Origin of the sequence: Microcoleus sp. ARI1-B5 (genome assembly GCF_036705795.1) — a bacterium.
Classification (GTDB): Bacteria; Cyanobacteriota; Cyanobacteriia; order Cyanobacteriales; family Microcoleaceae; genus Microcoleus.
Genome location: NZ_JAUBVK010000006.1, coordinates 170,886 through 189,003, shown reverse-complemented (window position 1 = coordinate 189,003; position 18,118 = coordinate 170,886). Strand labels below are relative to the sequence as shown.

The window sequence follows — 18,118 nt, the reverse complement described above, 5'->3', positions numbered from 1 at the left end:
TTGAGAGTTGGGATTGTTTAACAGCGGACACTTGTCCAGACTGTCAACTGTCAACTGTCAACTATCAACTGTCAACTGTTTAATGTTTGATTAATTTGGGGATGGCTTCTAAAAGTTGGGCTTCGCTGTAAGGTTTGGTGAAATATTGATTTGCGCCTAATTCCATTGCCATTTGCCGGTGTTTTTCGCCGCTGCGGGATGTGAGCATGGCTACGGGAATTTTAGCAAACCGCTGGGTCGATCGCATCGATCGCAACAATTCAAATCCGTCCATCCGGGGCATTTCAATATCGACGATCGCCAAACTGCAATCAAGACCATTTTGCAGCTTTTCCAGGGCATCCAAGCCGTCTTTAGCCTGCACTACGCGGTAGCGGGCACGAGTCAGCATCAGAGACAGCAACTGCCGAATTGTATAGGAATCGTCCACTACCAAAATCTGCGGTGACTGACTCGAACTCGGCGCCATCTGCGGCGCTTTACCGTACCCTTGGGCGATCGAACTATTTGCGGAAGGTTGACCCACCAAATCATCCACATCCAAAATAGTTACAACTTTGCCGTCTCCCAAAATCGTGCTCCCCAAAACCCCGCGAGGCTTGGAGAGAGGCGGCGGCAAAGGTTTAACCACAATTTCCTGCTGGCCGATGAGGCGTTCCACAGCCACCGCCAGCATTCCTTCGCTAGAAGCCAAAACTAAGACGGGAATGTGATCTTGAGTCAAAGGGTCTGGAGAGGGGCCATCGGGCCCCAGAACGCTGTATTCGAGCAAATCTTGCAGCCGCACCAAACGAATAAATTCCTCCCGCCACCACAGCATCGGCTGATTGCCGGCGGTGTGAACTTCCGAAGCTTTCACGTGCAGAATTTCCTCGACTGCATCCAGCGGCACTGCTATTTTATTGCGATCGGTCTTCACCATCAAAGCCTCAGTAATCGACAGCAGCAGCGGCAGTTTGATGATAAAACTCGTACCTTTTCCCAGGCGAGAGTCCACCTTCACAGTCCCCCGCACAGTCCGCAAATTCGTTCGCACCACATCGAGCCCGACTCCCCGCCCCGAAAGGTCGCTGACCTCTTCTGCGGTGCTGAAACCAGGCCAAAACAGAAAATCGTAGAGTTCGGCAATCGAAAACTCTTGGGCTTGTTCCTCTGTCGCCAAACCCTTTGTGACAACTTTGCGGCGGATGATTTCCGGGTCAATGCCTTTGCCGTCATCGGCGACAGTAATAATAGTTTGGCCGCCTTGGTGGCGGGCTTCTATTTCAATTTGACCGCTGGCGGGCTTGCCGGTGGCTTGCCGAACTTCGGGCATTTCGATGCCGTGGTCGAAAGCGTTTCTCACTAAGTGTACTAAGGGGTCGCGCAAAGCGTCGAGCAAACTTTCGTCTATTTTGGTATCGCGTCCCACTAGCAGCAGGTTGACATCTTTATTGTATGTGAGGCACATATCCCTGAGCGCCCTGGGCAAGTGATCGACGGCGCGGCTGAAACTCACGACTCGCAACTGCATGACGCGGCTGCGCAGTTGTTCGGTAATGCGGCGCAGTTGGTCGGTACTGCGCTCGAATTTCATCGCTAAGGTGTCTAATTTGGTGGCGGATTGTGAAATTGCTTCGGCGGTTTCGATGACTTCTGCGGCTGTCGAGTGGAACTCTGTATAACGATCCATCTCTAAGATATCGAAGTGAGCATGGGCGATCGAGGATTTGCCGTTCGCGATCGCGGGAAATTCGGTTTCAGATCCTGCAAGTTTTCCTAATCCCGAATTGCCGTTTCCTCCTTTCCAGTCTGCAAAACTCAGTCTGTCGTATTCTTCTCGCAACTGGCCGCCGAATTGGTTCAAATCTACGATACTGCGGCGGATGCGCTTGACTTCGCCGCGCAGTTCGGATTCTTGCAGTTCCAAGTTGGTGCGGTTGATGACTAATTCTCCGACTAGATTCACTAATTCTGTTAAGCGTTCTAAGTCTACGCGGATTGTCGGTCTTTGCGGGTTGGGGAGCGGGGGAGTGGGGGAGGGGGAGAGGGGGGGAGGGGGGGAGGGGGAGAGGGCCAGAGGCGGGGAGTCGGGGGTTTCGGATGTTTCTGATACTTCTGTTGGGTTTTCGGCGGGTGGGGGGGAGATTTGGGGGAGTTCGATCGCCCTTCCTTCGAGTAGCTGTTGGCGTGCGGTTTGCAGGTTTTGGGCGATCGCCCAACCCTCGGACTGCAAACGTTCTAGAGTCAAGTCCTTTGAGTCGATCAAATCTCTGAGGGGTTCGGCGACTTTCCCAAAATCCGGCAATTGCAGCATTCCAGCCAAGCCGGAGAGTTGGTAGTAAACCTGGTTGAGGGCGGTGACGCTTTTTGGCAAATCTGCCTCGGAAGCTTGGGAAAGCTCGGTTTCCAGGCGATTGAAGACTGGCGGCAATTCGTGTTCAAAAATCAGTTTCAGGGTTTCCGGGGCTGCCGATCGGCTGGCTGCGGGGACTGGCGCAGGTTCGGGCTTGCCGTACTTGGCCTCGAACTGGGCGTGAATTTGGGCGATCGCCTCCAAGTTTTCCGTTTGATCCGGAGTGCTGACATCCGAGTGCTGGATGGCTTCGGCCGAAATCTTTTTGAGAGTGTCCACCCCTTGCAGCAAAACAGTTACAGTGGCCGGTTCCAGGGCCGACAAGTCAGTGCGATCGCGCAAAATGACAAAACAGTCCTCCAGCGTGTGAGCCGCCGCCGACACGTTTGGAAAGCCCAACATCGAACCCGCACCTTTAATCGAGTGCGCCGCCCGAAACATTTCTTTAACTGCCGCTTGTCGCTCTTTCAACTCGGCGCCTTCCATCGCCAGCAGGTGCGTCTCCATTGACTGGAGAAACTCTTGGGTTTCTGCGGTAAAAGCATCTATTAATTCGTTTAAATCGTCATCATTCATATATAGACTAAGACAAGCGGCCAACCGATTTTAGATTTTAGATTTTAGATTTTAGATTAAAGAATTGAAGAATTGAAGAAAGCGACCCCACTGATGAATCCGGGGGCCCCGAACCAAATTGCTCGATCGTCAGTAGTTTTGAACTCTTACCGATAACCGAGGTTCTTGGCTAATCGCTTGAACTCAACGAACTTTCTTTCGTTATTTCCGATTGTAAGCCAAGTTCTTGCCGGACTGCTTGCAATGATTTTCCTCTTTTTGCCTTCGGGCGATCGCTTGGAGGCGGCACATCGTCAGCAGAAATAACTGGCTTTTTTAGAGCAGCCAGGAGTTGGTTTAATTCTTCTTGAAGTTCTTCCACTGATTCTCCAAATGGTGCGGTTTCTTTTTCTGAGCAGGCTGCGATCGCACCTTTATCGTCATAATACACCGTGCGGATTGTGTACCCGCCCTCCTCCAAAAATACTCGATAATCCCAGTACATCATAGCTCTTCCTCTTCTCCTTGAAATATGTATTTATTCCCCGGCTTGGCAGCGATGCGCTCTATACTAACAATTTTAACTTGCTGGTCAACGTTGTACAAAACGCGATATACTCCCACTCTCAATTCCCATTCTGCTGTATTGTTTGGACGCAGAGGTTTCCGGTTCCGCGTCTCGGTAGTGGGTTCATAACAAAGGTTAGCCTCTATACCGTCAACAATTACATTCTGTTCGTGTTTCTTAAACCACTGCAAATCCTCAATCGCTTGGTCTGTAAACTCAATCTCAAACACGATAGCCGCACCCTAAAATATTCCAAATACTGATTAATGCTACCATTCATCATCGCACACTGTGACTTCTTAACGGGAGCATCTTATATCATGTCCGAAAAGGATGACCATAATAAGATTGGTGTCGATCGTTCGGAATGCGAGTCCGCATCTTCTAAGGACTCGCATTCCGAACGATCGACACCTTTGACTGATGACTAACTCCGGAAATTTGCCACAGACTTTTGCAATTTGTCAACAGAACCGGATAAATCGTCCAAAGATGCCTTAACGTCCGAACCCTTTTGTGCAGTCGTATTTGCAATGTCATTGACTTGCTGCATACTGTTAGAAATTTCCTCAGCCGAAACAGTTTGTTTAGCCGAAGCGCGAGTAATATTCTGCACCAAAGCATTCATTTCTCGACTCACTTCGATGATAGCATTGAGGTGAGTTTTAGCTTCGCTTGCTAGCTTAGTGCCTTCCACTACCTCCAGCGTCCCCGATTCCATTGCCTTCATTACGCGGCTGATTTCTTCTTGAATTGTACCGACAATTTCGGAGATTTCTTCAGTAGCGCCGGCCGATCGCTCTGCAAGCTTCCGCACTTCTTCGGCGACAACGGCAAAACCCAAACCTTGTTCGCCGGCTCTGGCAGCTTCAATCGTAGCATTGAGAGCTAACAAATTGGTCTGCGAGGCAAGTTGAGAAATCGAAGTTACAATTTTGCCGATTTGCTGCGAAGATTCGCCCAAACGCTTCATCATTTTTGAAGTAGAGGCGATCGTCAACCGGAGCTCGTTAATACCTTCAACAGCGCGATCGACCGCCAGCCCGCCGGCTTCTGCGGTGTGAGAAGACTGCTGGGCGACTGTTTCGGCGCGCACCGAAACATCTCGCACGTCGCGGATCGAATTCACAATCCGCTCGATTTCCCGCATGATCGCAGATATTTTGGCGGCTTGAACTTCCGCCTGTTGGGTGAGTTGGCTGGTATTGCTGATTGACTCGCCCGTGGCAGATGTTACCTGTTCGGCTAAAGTTTGAATTCCCGTTACCACTTTCCGCAGAGAACCGATTAAGAAGTTGAAAGAGTCGGCGACAGCACCTAAAACATCGTTAGTCACTTCCGCCCTGACTGTCAAGTCGCCTTGAGCCGCGCCTTTAATTTCTCCCAACAATTTAAGGACTTGCTGCGTCAGAGAATCAGCTTCAGCTTTGCGTTCGGCTGCCAATTTTTCCAGTCGTTCTTCTGCCTCTTTGCGCTCGGTAATGTCAAAGCGGATGGCGATATATTTGACTATTGTGCCGCTGGTATCACAAATGGGGGCGATCGTCGAATCTACCCAGTAAAACGAGCCATCTTTGCGCCGATTTTTGATTTCCCCTTTCCACACCAAACCGCGAGAAATTGTCAGCCACATTTCGGCAAAAAATGCTTTGGGATGGTAGCCGGAATTGATGATGCGGTGGTCGCGGTGCAGCAGTTCTCCCATGCTGTAACCGGAGATTTGGGTGAATCTTTCGTTGACGTAGGTAATCGTGCCTTTGAGGTCTGTTTCGCTGACGATCGCAGATTCATCGAGGGCATTTTGGCGCGTTTTGAGTTCTTGCAGCAAGCGTTCCTGTGCCTCGGCCAACTGCTGCATCTGCTGCTGCGATGCTCTTTCTTGGGTGACGTTGCGGCAAACGACTACGCCGCCTTTGAGCGCCCCGGTTTCGTCTTTGAGCGGGCTGCCGTTAATTTTCACCCACAGGCCCTCTGGCTTGCCTGGGTGGCGGGTGAAAAGCTCTACTTCGCGTACTGATTCTCCTCGAATCGTGCGCGCTAAAGGTATGTCGGCTGCGGGATAGGGAGTGACGGCATCGGCCAAAAATAAACCGTATTTGGCCGACCACTCGTTGGGGAGAGTATCTGTCGCACCCATGCCAAAGATATCTTCGGCGGCGGGGTTGAACAAAACAAAATTGCCCTTGGTGTCGGCAGCAACCACGCCGTCGCTAATGCTGTCAATTAGCAGTTGCAAGAGATTGCTTTGTCCTCTAAATTCGTCTTCGGAACGGGCTAATTGGGCTGTTGTTTCTTGCAGTTGAGTAATTCTTTGTTTGCTTTCGGTAATGTCGCGAGCGACTGCATACATAATCTTTTCTTCGGCTAGAGGTCGCGATTTCCACGACAGCCATTTGTAGGAACCGTCTTTGCAGCGGTAGCGATTTTCAAAAGTCATTGTTTCGATGCCGCTGGCTATTTTTGCTGTTTCTGTTAAGGTTTTTTCGCGATCGTCTGGATGGACGAAATCGAGAAAAGATTGGTCTTGCAGTTCCTCTACTCTGTAGCCGAGGGTTGTGGCCCAAGCGGGATTGAGGCGCTTGAATTTGCCTTGAAAATCGGCTATGCACAGCAAGTCGAGGGACAGGGTGAAAAACCGATCGCGCTCTGCTTCGGCTTTTTTGCGATCGGTAATTTCGATCGCCACACCCCCGACACCCATCGGTTTACCGTCAACTCCCGGTAAAGGAAAGTAAGAAGCCAGCCAATCTCGGATAACGCCCGGTTGGCCCAGAGTTGTACCTGAAACCTCAATGTTTAAAAGCGGCTGGTTGTTTGCCAGAACGCCCTGCAAAATCGGCTGTAGAGTATCGACCATTTCGGGTACAACTTCCCTCACCGTGTTGCCTAGGTGTTCGGCAACTGAGACGCCGGTAGTTTCGGCTAATTTCTCGTTTGCTTGCACGTAGCGCAACTGGTCGTCAAAAATAAACATGGATGCCGGGGCGGCGGCGAAAAATGCGTCAAAGCGGGATTGACGCAAAACTAATTCTCGTTCTAGGGCTTTGCGATCGCTGATGTCGCGAGCTTCTGGAATCAGCAGCACGACTTTGCCACTATCGTCTACGATCGGCTTGAGGGAGAAGTCCACTGTCATCACAGCACCCCCAGCAACGAGCACGTCGGCTTCGTAGCGGACAAATTCGCCGGCGGCGGCTTTTGCGACCGCATCTTGCACTTTTTGCTTGGCTTCTGGGGAAATTTGCCACCACAGATTCTCGGCAAACTGGGTGCCTACGAAGTCTTCGCGTCGCAGTCCAGCGACTGTCAGGGCTGTTTGGTTGGCTTCTAAAACGGTGCCGTCGGGTTCCAGCAGCCCCACTAATTGGAACGATTGGTCGAAAATGGCTCGGAACAGTCTTTCCCGATCGCGCAGCATCTCTTCTGCGCGTTTGCGATCGCTGATGTCGCGGGTAACTGTTGCGAACCCCATAGGCTCGCCGGTTTCTGGGTGTTTGACTGTAAATAGGGTGAAGTCAACCGGAAAGTCTTGGCCGGTTTGAAAGTTCCTCAAGCGGAATTCACCCTGCCAAAAACCGTCTCGCATAGTAGTCGGCACGATTTCTTCTTTTAAAATCTTAGAATCTTCTGCTGAGAAGAAGTCATATATACTTTTGCTTTTGACTTCTTCAATATTTGGCAATCCTACGAGTTTCATTCCAGCGAAGTTCAGGTATGTTCCCTGTCCCTCCAGGGTGGCAGTGCCGATAAAATCTGAGCTGCTTTCTACGATTGCAATCAATCTTTGCTTTTCGATTTCTGCTTGCTTGCGCTCCGTGATATCGTTGTTAGTTTCTAAAATTGCTTTGGGTTTTCCCTGTTCGTCTCGCTGCAAATTCCAGCGGGTGAATACGGTAATTTTGGTGTGGTAATTGGTGGTGTGAATCACTTCTCCTTCCCAATAATCCCGCTCTGCTAACTGTGCCGATATTATTTCTAAAGGCTGGGGGAAGATGGTGTGAAATAGATTATGGGTGAGTTGACCCAAAGCTTCTTGTTTCGTGAAGCCGTACATTCTCTCGGCGCCTTGGTTCCAGTAATTAATCGTGCCTTCTACATCTCGAACGATCAAGGCATCGCTGGCGAGGTCGAGCATTTGCAGGTTTTGCTCCAAGATTTGTTCCGTGCGCTTGCGTTCTGTAATGTTGCGGGCGATCGTTGACAGAAATTCAATTTCTCCGCTCTCGGATTTGTGGGCAATAATTACTTGAGAAACCGGTATTTCTTCGCCGTCTAAAGTCTGCCAAATTGTCTCGCCGCTCCACACCCCGTCCCGACAAGCTGCGGGGATGCCGACTTTCATCAGAGTGTCCATACTTTTGGGCGATGTCAGGTCGGAAATGCTGATTGGGCCTAAATCTGAGTCCTCGCCAACTCCCAACATTTCTCTGCCTGCGCGGTTGAGATAGATGCTGCGCTGTTGCGAGTCGGCCATGCCTACCCAGTCGGTTGTGGTTTCTAAAATTGCTTTGAGCCGCAATAGTTCTTGTTCGGATTTGCGGCGCTGTGTGATGTCGCGCGCCAAGCCGAGCATTCCTAAAATGTTGCCTTCTGCGTCTTTGAGGGGCAATTTCAGGGTGTCGAAGGTGTGTACTTTGCCGTCGGCTAAGGTGCCTAAGTCGTTGGAGCCCGGCGCGAGGTGCTTGTCGGCCCGGAAGTTTTGGATTTGGTTTTGGGAATCGGTTTCGGCGTGGAAGTTGGGGAAGATGCGATCGACAGATATACCAATTTCTCCATCGTCTTTGCCGATAATTTCTGCTTGAGTTTTGCCGAAGGCGGCGGCGAAACCTGCATTGACTAGGGTGTAACGGAAGTTTCGATCTTTGACGAAGATGCAGTCTGGCGTAGCGTCAATCACTGTGCGCAGCAAGTTTTGGGAGCTTTCTGCGGCTGCGAGTGTCTCCCGCAGTTGTTCTTCCATTCGCACGCGCTTGGTGATTTCTCTAATGGCGCAAACGAGGACTTTGCTGCCGCAGGCATCTACAAAAGTAGATTTTTTGACGGACAGAAAACGGGTATTTCCGTCTGGCTCAGTAATGGTTTCTTGGCTTTCGATGCTGCTGTTTGCCAAGAAAACTAATTTGTTTTTTTCTTCATATATGTCTGCTTGTTCTTTGGGCAAGAAGTCGCGGTAAGCTTTGCCAATTAGTTCCGATCGGCTGCGACCTATGTATTGACAAAAGGCATCATTTAATGCTAACCAGCGGTGCTGTTCGTCTTTGACGTAAATCGGGTCAGGGATGGTGTTGATGATGTTGTTTAAAAATTGTTCGGAGGCTTTTAATTGCTCTTGAATGGCGGTGCGATCGCGAACTTCCTGTTGCAATAGTGCGTTGGTTTCCTGAATCTGCTCGGTTCTTTCCCTCACTCGCTGCTCTAGTTCGGCGCTTAGCTGCTGCAAGGCCGCTTCTGTCTGTTTGATCTGGGTAATGTCGCGACCTTCGGCGAGGATTTGAAATAGTTCTCCTGTTTCATTTAACAGCGGCTTAAACGACAGGTCAATTACTGTCACCTGGTTGTTGGCTCCGGTGATTTCGTATTCTTCCCGAACAAACTTGCCGGCCGAAACTTGTTTAATGTTGGTTTTTAGGCGCTGCTGGTTGGTAACGGAGGATGCCCACCAAGGTGTGTGCCAAAATTTCAGCCCGAGCACTTCTGATGCTTCCAAATCGCCCAATTCTAGCGCTGTCTGATTTGCTTCGATCAGAGTACCGTCTGGTTGCAATACTGCCAGCAGTTGAAAAGCTTGGTCGAAGATTGCGTGAAATCGCTGGGTAGTTTCGTTTAACGCTTGTTCAGTTTCTTTTTTGGAGGTAAGAATTTGGGTGGAACCTACTAACAACTGGTAGCGGTTGGACAAACTCAAAAAGGCGATCGCCGGAATTACAGTTATCCAATCCCACACTGTTTGCGCCACCGGAGAGTGCGGCAGTCCTAGGTATTCGGCGGCGTGGCCGCTGTGACCGAAAGCGCAGCTCCAAAATATGCCTGCTGTGACTGTGGCAAAAATGTCGAACCCGAATTGACGGTTTCGCCACAAACCTAAGCTGATCAGCCAAGCAATGGCAAAGTAACACAAACAAATGATGCAATTGGCTGCCCCAGCTACCAGCGAGGCGGAGAAGTCGGGGAATGTCAGGGTGAATGTCGTGGCGATCGAGCTATAGAGAAGTTTCATCATAAAATTTATAGTTGGCCAATTAAATGCGGGCGATAGATCGATTTTAGATTTTAGATTTTAGATTTTAGATTTTACATTTACTCCATATTCTTCATTTCTCAATAGTCAACTATCTAAAAACCTCGCTGTCAACTGTCAACTGTCAACTGTCAACTGTCAACTGTCAACTGTCAACTGTCAACTGTCAACTGTCAACTGTCAACTGTCATCTGTCAACTGTCAACTGTCAACTGTCAACTGCCAACTGCCAACTGTCAACTGCCAACTGTCAACTGTCTACTGTCAACTGTCAACTGTCAACTGTTTAATTACCAGCGTTCGGAATGGGCGATCGCTTCTACATCGACTATCATTAGCAAGCGTCCATCTGAATTGTACAAACCTTTTAAGAAGGGAGCTAAGTCGGGACTGACATCTACTGCTGAGACAGTGCGATCGGGATTTAGAGACAAAACTCCTTCGACGCGGGAGACAGCCAATCCCATCCGCATTCTAGACAATCTCACGTCTCGCGGATCGGGCGCTTCCACCACTAAGATGCGACTGCTTGGGTGGTGGGTGTCAACCGGTTCGATGCCTGCAAACCTTCCGAAGTCTGCTGCTGCTAAGATTTCGCCCCGCAAGTTGGTTAATCCCAGCAAAAATGGCAGGGTGTTGGGAACCGGGGAAATCGGTTGTTCTTTGAGGGAAAGCACTTCCCGCACTGCCTCTAACTCTACGCCAAAGATACTGCCTCCTTGACCGAAAAGGAGAAATTGCTTTGTTCCACTTGTCTGATTCCCCGCTGCGGGGGGAACACTTGTTTTCATTGCTGATTTTTTGTTTTTAGTGTAGCTCACAAATTAGGATTTTGCTTTGCCAGGAAAGCCGATCGCTCGCGGCGAGTTTTTGAGCATCAGTTTGCCAGGATCAAATGGTTAAATAAATCGCGGGCTGGGCAACGGGAATGATTGCTATCATTATAGGTACAACTTTTTGGGAATTCTGAAACCCAGTTTTTTCAAAAAAAACGGGGTTGATCGCTATGATATTTTGTGAAAGCTACTGAACACTCGATCTAGCACAAAAGAGTGTGAGTGAAGTCAAGCGCAATTCCCAATTTCCTTTTTCCCAATTCCCTTTTTCCCAATTCCCTTTTTCCCAATTCCCCATTCCCAATTCCCCATTCCCAATTACCTCACTATTAGGAGAAGGGCTATATTGTGTTTAGGCCCAAAGCAGGCGCTGCACGATGTTGACGAGTTGCTGAGGTTCAAAGGGTTTGCTGAGGAAAGCGTCGGCGCCTAAATCGGTTCCCCAAGCTTTATCGATCTCGGTGTTTTTATGAGTACAAAATACTACTGGCAAATGTGCAGTTGCGCGATCGCCCCGCAATTCTCGGATCACTTCAAATCCGTTCATTCGCGGCATCACTACGTCTAAAACGACCAGATCCGGGGGCACTTCTCGGATCAGGGCGATCGCTTCTTCGCCGTCACCAGCCCGGATCACGTCGAGTCCGGCATCTTGAAGAATGCGGCAGATGATTTCCAATTCGCTGGGAACGTCGTCCACTACTAAAATTTTTGACATAATTCCACACTTCCTTATTGTTGTTGACGGCGGACTATTCAGGATTCAGAAGCTGCTTGCGCGATGGCGATCGCCCCGCGAAAGCTACGGCTGTTTGACGGAGCCGCTTGGCAAACAAATAAATGCACTTCTAAATACAATATAGCCGGTCAGATGGCCCAAGGGAGGAGGGAAGTTCGGCAACGGATTGTATAACGGATGCAAACGGATTTTGAGGAAATTGGGAATAGGGAATCCCCTATTCCTAATTTCCTCAATTTAAGCTTCGATAATTACTCGCAAATTACCGCGTTTTTTAATCACCCGACAAGCGGTGGATGAACCCGATCGCTCTAATTCCAAATCCAGCAAAGTTGAGCCTATTCTTAAGTTGTGGAGCGACAGTTTGTTAATCGATTCTGGCAGTGCCGGATCGATAATTCGCAGTTGGTTGTTAGGGGCATCGGGAACTAAATTTAACATCATTTGCAAGAGTTGAAAAATACTGCCCGTTGCCCAAGCTTGGGGCGAGCAAGCTACAGGATACTGCACGGGGCGATCGCTCTCGCTGTTGCGCTCGCAGCCGCAGAAAAGTTCGGGGGGACAGTAGGGTTGCAGCAATGTCATGTCAATCGATTTTAGATTTTAGATTTTAGATTTTAGATAGACCCCACGGATAAATGCGGGGGACGCAAGGATGAGCGTTGAAGATTTTGGATTGATTCCACGGATGCAAGTCCCTGGCGGGTACCACCTTTGAAATTCAAAGGTCAAATAAGCCTTGAGCTACTTCTAGGGCTTGTTCGACGCGGCGATCGCGATCGCAGTCCCATAGCTGTCAAAGCGTTGTCGTGGGGCCAGACTGAGCCTGTGTGGTAGCCTATGGGATTGTAGGCGGGAGATTTTGACGATAGGGTGCGAATTCCCCAACCGCTAAACATATCTGGGGCTTGCAATCTTTCTGCGACGCTTTGAGCTTTTTCGGGCGAGAAAATGCCGAGGTGCAAACAGTGTCCGGGATTGGATGAAATGCTGTCTGCGGGTTTGCCTTCGCCGTCTAATGCTAGGGCGCAATAACCTAAATCTTCGATCCAAAAATCGCGGTTGAATCGGGTTTTTAGGTTTTTTGCTTCTTCTAGCCAGCGATCGCATAAATCGATGCGTTTCTTGATGCGGGCAATCTCTGCCAGCCGGATTTTGGCAGCGCAAACGCAGGCTTGGACTTCGCCCATGGCGATCGCTCCTTCTGCCATTACGCCCGATCGGTTGACGATGCAATCTCCCGAGTCTTTCGGGCCTTGATTTGCTAGGCCGCGCTGGGACTTTTGGTAATAGCTGAGGTAGCCTGTTTCCGCGCATTTGCGATCGATCCATTCCATCGCTGCCAAGGCATTCGGCCACAAAATATCTAAAGTTTGGCTGTCGTAAGTCCAGGCGTAATATTCAGCATAAAGCATCAACCACAGCGGCGTTGCATCGACTGTTCCGTAATAGGGAGTGTGGGGGATTTCGTGACAGCGAGCCATTTCTCCCATGCGAATTTCGTGCAGTATTTTGCCCGGTTCTTCGTCGCGCCAGTCGTCGGTTTTACCTTGATAGTGAGCTAAAGTTGTTAAAGTTTCTCGGGCTAAAGTAGGATCGAGAATTAAGATTTGAGAAGCGGCGATGATGGAGTCGCGGCCGAATAATGTTGAGAACCAGGGAACTCCGGCTGAAATTGCTTTGCCTTTACCAAAGGTTTGCCGCAGGGAATAAATGTCTTGTTCGGCGCGTTTTAGGAGTCGGTTAAAGGTGTTTTTGTCCGAGTTAATTCTGGTAATTTGGCTCAGCCATTTTCGCTCTTCTAAAAGTTCCGCTGCTTTGGCTTGAATTAAAGTTACGGGAGTGCTGACTTTGGAGATAGATTTGCCGTCGATCAGCATTTTGAGCCGATATCCCAATTTGATTGCTTGGTGGGATTCTAGGGAGATGCGCCACACTGCTGTGTTGCCTTGAAACAGTGCTGGCGGTTGGTTGTAAAACTCGATGCGAGATTCCATTACCGATGCCATCATACCATTTTTTTTAGCCTAGTGCCAACCAAAAATTAGATAAATGAAAAACTTTTAATTTTTCTTAAAATGACCGCAAAAAGTGAAGCGATGGGTAAAAAATCAGCATAATATCTACCAACTTATATAGCAGTTTTCACTCCCTAAAATACAGCTTTAGACACGGCACTGCCTTTCGTAGTGTCAACAATCGCCTAAAACCCATGAGAAATCTCGGTTATAGCAAAGTCTCGCTCCCCCTCGCATACCCCCTACTCCCCCTCCCGGGGGACGCAAGAATACTTCTTGTCCCCCCCGGGAGGGGGGCGCCAGGGTGAAGAAGCCTCAATCGCCAGACAGAAGACCGGCCCTACGTTTAACCTTAAATTGACACTTTCCCAAAGGCAGTGCCGTGTCCTTCTTCCTCCTGCTGCTGAGAGTTAAATACTGGTTGAAGCACAACTAAAATGACAATTAAACTCAGGTAAAAACCGGGCATTTCCGCAAACAACCCAGCTTCTTAAATGTTGTGCGTAAATTTTAGATAAGTAAACCCGCCGTGCGTTTAATTTGTCCTCGCGCAGCTATCTGCTGTGCATTTCTAATTCAGTCAAATGATGCGCGTGACCGTTTTGGGAAAAGCGATATTTTAAAATTTGTCGGTAAACTGCTTCGTAGCCATCGACCATTGTTTGAACGCTGAAGCGATCGATCGCGTGTTGGCGGCAAGCCCTGCGATCGAGTTCTCGGGCCGGTTCGATGGCGGCGATACATTCTGCCGCGCTTTCGCACAGAAAACCCGTTTTCCCGTGAACAATTACTTCGGAAGTCGAGCCTAATTTCATGGCAATTACGGGCGTTCCCGTTACCATTGACTCAATCATGACTAACCCGAAAGGTTCGCGCCAAGTAATGGGAAATAATGTCGCGACTGCACCTCCCATCAGCAGGCTTTTTTGGGCGTGGTTGGCTTCGCCTAAATATTCTATTTGTTGGCCGTCAATGTGCGGCTTGATTTCTTGCTGGAAATATTCGCGATCGACAACATCAACTTTACCTGCCATCTTTAAATGCCAGCCGGAGGTCTTAGCAATTTCTATTGCTAAATGCGCCCCTTTTTCTGGTGAAATTCGACCGAGAAAAGCTAAATAAGCAGGATTGTCCGGCTGCGCGTGAAATTCGTAGGTGGCCGGATCTATGCCGTTATAAACTGTGGCGACGCAGTTGAGATTTAGTCTATCTTCCCGCTGAGAGTTGGAAATACTTACATAGGGCTGAGTGCGGGCGTAGCTAAACATCTTCTCGTTGTCGGGGGTAAAAATGCCGTGGAGGGTGTGAACTGTGGGCGTTTTTACTAAGCGCGAGTAAGACAAAGCGGCGCCGCCTACGTGGGAGTGAATGATGTCAAATTCTCCGGCTTTTTCATAGACTTTGCTCAGTTGCAGCATCTCGTAAATTCCGTATTCTTTAACTGTGGAATCTAGACGCAAAGCTCTGGGGTGAATTGATTCTAAAGTAGCAGAAGTAATTGAATCGCCGGAGGCAAATAAAGTGACTTCATGTCCCCTTCTCACTAATTCGTCGGTCTAGAGGCTGACAACCAGTTCAATTCCTCCCTAAGCTGGCGGCGGAACTCGCTCTGCTAGGGGGGCAATTGGGGCAATTCTCATCACAAACCTTCTAGTTTTATCTACTGTAAAATTTGCTACGCGAGAGAGGGTTGTTGCGGTAGGTAGTGCTGGCAACTTCTCTTAGCTTGAGAGTTGTTGTCGCGTACCATCAAATTTAATAACACTTTACAAATTTAGTCTATGCTACCTGAGAGGGAGATTGTGATTTCAGTTGACAGTTGACAGTTGACAGTTGACAGTTGAGTGCGACCTCTACCTGGAAGTCCGAGGATTGGAGTAATGAATAGTCTGATTTTAATTTCTCAAGGGATCTCGGGCTTTGGGCTTTAAACCAATTCTTTCGGGTAGCCCGATCGCACTTTTGTCATTCTTTTTTGAGTTCACAGGGCTACTGCCGCACGGACAAGCTGAATTGACTTCTGCCGAAAGAGAGAATAACACGCAACTGAGCGATTTTTCCCAGTCGCATCCTCCCTGAATCTCGAAATTTGTGTAAAATATTACAATCACAGAACTTACGCGCGGGCGATCGCCAAAACCGGGTTTTTCAATTATGAGCGATCGCGCACTCGCGAGAGATTTTTGTAAAAAAGTCGGTTGATGCGCCCAGAATTGTATAATGCTAGTGCAGCAACTTTATGGGAAATAAATTATAAATATGAGCGTTGAGTTTCGCGAGATTCAACTGCCGCCAAACCCCAGCCAGCGGCAACCAGAAAAAATGAAAAGTGCTGGAAATTTTGCACCGACAAGCAAGCCAAATGTTCCCCAAGTGAAAGCTGGCGATCTGCGAGGGATGGCAGAAATTATTGCAGATATTCAGAGCGATCGCTCTGATAGCATTACTCCTCTGGAATGGACTTATTGCCTCTGGGCAAAAGCTGAATGGGACATCAAAAACCCCGATCGCACTCAAGAAATATCTCAAGCTATTTGGCTGGTAGCTCAGAACAATTCGCGGCTGAAACAGCAGTTGCTGTGGCGTTTGGCTCTCCATCACAGCCGCCAGTTAGAAAATGCTGTTTCCAGCAATTTTCCCGCGCTCGATCGAGCTTTGGTAGAGTGCTTTGCCGACTTTGCTAATACAGCGACTGGTACCGATGCTCTGCCAGTACAAATCATTAAAATACTGACCCGCGATTTACCGGATTACGAGCTAGCAAAACTGAGTTGGCAATACCTGAAAACTCCTGCGGAACTGTTAAGAAAAGCTCAGTTACCCGCAACAATTCCAGTAGTAGAACGCGCCGAAGCGCACCTGGCGGGAATTTTTGCTAAAAATCAGGTTACCGATTTGTCGGGGGTAGAATGGCTGCTCAGGTGCTTGAAAGAAATGCCGGCGCCGCAGCAACTTGCAGCAGTTGAAGAGTTGTTAGTGAAAATTTCGGCTGATATTCTCAAAAATCAACGGCCGAAATTGGTTGAGTGGGTGCGAGACGAATATTATCCGAAATTGCAGTTACTTTCGGCTCCCGCCCAAGAGTCGCTGAGGCGATGGATTGGCGGACTAAATTACAGTTATTTCCAAAAAACAATCGATTTGGTGGCGCGGATGCTGCGGCTGTCTGATGCGGAAATTAAGCAGTTGGAGGAGCGCCGGGATTTTTGGGCAAATTATAGCGATCGCATTCAACGAGTGCGCTTGCTTTTGCCGCAGTCGTCTGTAAGTGCGATCGGCTATCAGTTGCAGTTTGATGTGGATATCTTACCAGAAGACGGCGCTCCTCCAACTGAAGTTTGCATTTTTCAGTTGGAGGGCTATTGTGCGATCGAGTTTTTCCGGGGAACCGGCGCCGAAATTCGCTTGATTAAGCGAAGTAAAGAGAGCGATCGGCTGTTGTTTGCTAAAAAAGAACTGTCAATTAAACGGATCAGAAAATTAGGCGGCGAAGTTCACGATCGCGTTTTTATGTGGCAGAGTTCTTGCGAAAAGTGGCTGAGACCGAAAAAAATTGTGCCCAATGAGGGGACTAAATCTTTTCAGGGAATGTCGCAGTATTACGGCAAATATGATGCTGTAAATGGCTTGAGAATGCCGGAACCTCAAGAACAAAAAGAGCGGGAAGTTTTATTGAAAAAATGGCAGAAAGAAATGGAATCTTTGTCATAATGATTGCGACTAATCAAACCTGTCCCATTTTCCGCGGTAGAAGAGTTTTGGCTTGACCGAAATTGCCACAAACGTGCGATCGCCATCCTTGAGATCGATTGTGCGCCCAGCCGAAAAGACTGCTGCAAGATGCGGTCAGATTCATCGGTGAGAGAGATACTGCGATCTGCTATAATAAAGGTTGAGAGAAAAAGAACACCGATAACGCGAAAACATGGTTGCCATCCAGAGAAATCTCAACATTCCCGCCCTAGAAGCAGAATACAGTCAAAAAACACCGCGAGAAATTCTCAAATTTGCCCTAGAAAATTTTGATAATATCTCCATTTCTTTCAGCGGTGCCGAAGATGTAGTTCTGATCGATATGGCATCAAAAATTACCAAAGACTTCCGCGTTTTCACCCTAGACACCGGACGATTGCACTCAGAAACCTATCAGTTTTTGGAGGAAGTCAGAAAACATTACGGCATTAAAATAGAAGTAATGTTTCCCGATGCAGCAGAAGTACAAGCCCTAGTAGATGAAAAGGGATTGTTTAGTTTTTATCAAGACGGTCACAAAGAATGCTGCGGCGTGCGCAAAGTCAGGCCGCTGCGCCGCAAACTGAATACTCTCGATGCTTGGATTACCGGTCAGCGCAAAGACCAAAGTCCCAGTACCCGCAACCATATTCCGGTTATTGAAGTTGACAGTGCATTCTCAACTCCCGATCGCGAATTAATTAAATTCAACCCCTTAGCAAACTGGTCTTCGGCAGAGGTTTGGGAATACATTCGCGCTTTGGAAGTGCCTTACAATAAGTTGCACGAACGCGGTTTTGTCAGCATTGGTTGCGAACCTTGTACGAGACCGGTATTGCCCAACCAACACGAACGCGAAGGTCGCTGGTGGTGGGAAGAATCGACGGTAAAAGAGTGCGGTTTGCACGCAGGGAACGCACAAAAATAGTAAATGAATTCGTAGGTGGGCCGTAAGCACATTACCAAAGAATTCGCATACAAATTGTAGCTAACCGTAGGGTGTGTCAGGCGTAGAATTATTGATTTTTTGTCAAAACATTCAGCCCGCTAAGCACCCTACAATAACTATTGTATAAGGTGCAAAGCTGTGAGATTAT

11 protein-coding genes are annotated in these 18,118 nt (G+C 48.7%); 2 read left to right on the top strand and 9 right to left on the bottom strand.

Annotated elements, in window-relative coordinates:
* Positions 1-79: 79 nt before the first annotated feature.
* From QUB63_RS12280 to QUB63_RS12240, 9 genes are all read right to left on the bottom strand, one after another.
* On the bottom strand, positions 80-2,911 hold the full coding sequence (locus QUB63_RS12280) for a hybrid sensor histidine kinase/response regulator (protein WP_332945416.1): 2,832 nt from the start codon (positions 2,909-2,911) through the stop codon (positions 80-82).
* Between the two features lie 169 nt (positions 2,912-3,080).
* The gene (locus QUB63_RS12275; RefSeq protein WP_332945415.1) at positions 3,081-3,398 is read right to left on the bottom strand and encodes a hypothetical protein; all 318 of its coding nucleotides are present in this window, start codon (positions 3,396-3,398) and stop codon (positions 3,081-3,083) included.
* Positions 3,395-3,688: a type II toxin-antitoxin system RelE family toxin gene (locus QUB63_RS12270; RefSeq protein ID WP_332945414.1), complete on the bottom strand. Its 294-nt coding sequence runs from the start codon at positions 3,686-3,688 to the stop codon at positions 3,395-3,397. Before QUB63_RS12270 ends, QUB63_RS12275 begins: the two co-directional genes overlap by 4 nt.
* Positions 3,689-3,885: 197 nt before the next feature.
* Positions 3,886-9,678: a PAS domain S-box protein gene (locus QUB63_RS12265; protein WP_332945413.1), complete on the bottom strand. Its 5,793-nt coding sequence runs from the start codon at positions 9,676-9,678 to the stop codon at positions 3,886-3,888.
* Positions 9,679-9,986: 308 nt separating this feature from the next.
* Positions 9,987-10,487 (bottom strand): chemotaxis protein CheW, encoded by a 501-nt coding sequence (locus tag QUB63_RS12260; protein WP_332945412.1) that lies wholly within the window; start codon positions 10,485-10,487, stop codon positions 9,987-9,989.
* Between the two features lie 397 nt (positions 10,488-10,884).
* Positions 10,885-11,250: a response regulator transcription factor gene (locus tag QUB63_RS12255; protein WP_332945411.1), complete on the bottom strand. Its 366-nt coding sequence runs from the start codon at positions 11,248-11,250 to the stop codon at positions 10,885-10,887.
* A gap of 258 nt (positions 11,251-11,508) precedes the next feature.
* Positions 11,509-11,856 (bottom strand): hypothetical protein, encoded by a 348-nt coding sequence (locus QUB63_RS12250; protein ID WP_332945410.1) that lies wholly within the window; start codon positions 11,854-11,856, stop codon positions 11,509-11,511.
* A 143-nt stretch (positions 11,857-11,999) separates the two neighbouring features.
* Positions 12,000-13,283, bottom strand: a complete 1,284-nt coding sequence (locus QUB63_RS12245) for an amylo-alpha-1,6-glucosidase (RefSeq protein WP_332945409.1) — start codon at positions 13,281-13,283, stop codon at positions 12,000-12,002.
* 560 nt (positions 13,284-13,843) lie between these two features.
* The gene (locus QUB63_RS12240) at positions 13,844-14,833 is read right to left on the bottom strand and encodes a glycosyltransferase family 4 protein (protein WP_332945407.1); all 990 of its coding nucleotides are present in this window, start codon (positions 14,831-14,833) and stop codon (positions 13,844-13,846) included.
* A gap of 715 nt (positions 14,834-15,548) precedes the next feature.
* Between QUB63_RS12240 and QUB63_RS12235 the strand changes: the two genes are divergently transcribed.
* Together QUB63_RS12235 and QUB63_RS12230 are read left to right on the top strand one after the other, a co-directional pair.
* Complete coding sequence (locus QUB63_RS12235) at positions 15,549-17,000, top strand: EH signature domain-containing protein (protein WP_332945406.1); 1,452 nt, start codon at positions 15,549-15,551, stop codon at positions 16,998-17,000.
* A 214-nt stretch (positions 17,001-17,214) separates the two neighbouring features.
* Positions 17,215-17,949, top strand: coding sequence for a phosphoadenylyl-sulfate reductase (locus tag QUB63_RS12230; RefSeq protein ID WP_332945404.1), 735 nt, complete (start codon positions 17,215-17,217; stop codon positions 17,947-17,949).
* The last annotated feature ends 169 nt before the right edge of the window (positions 17,950-18,118 follow it).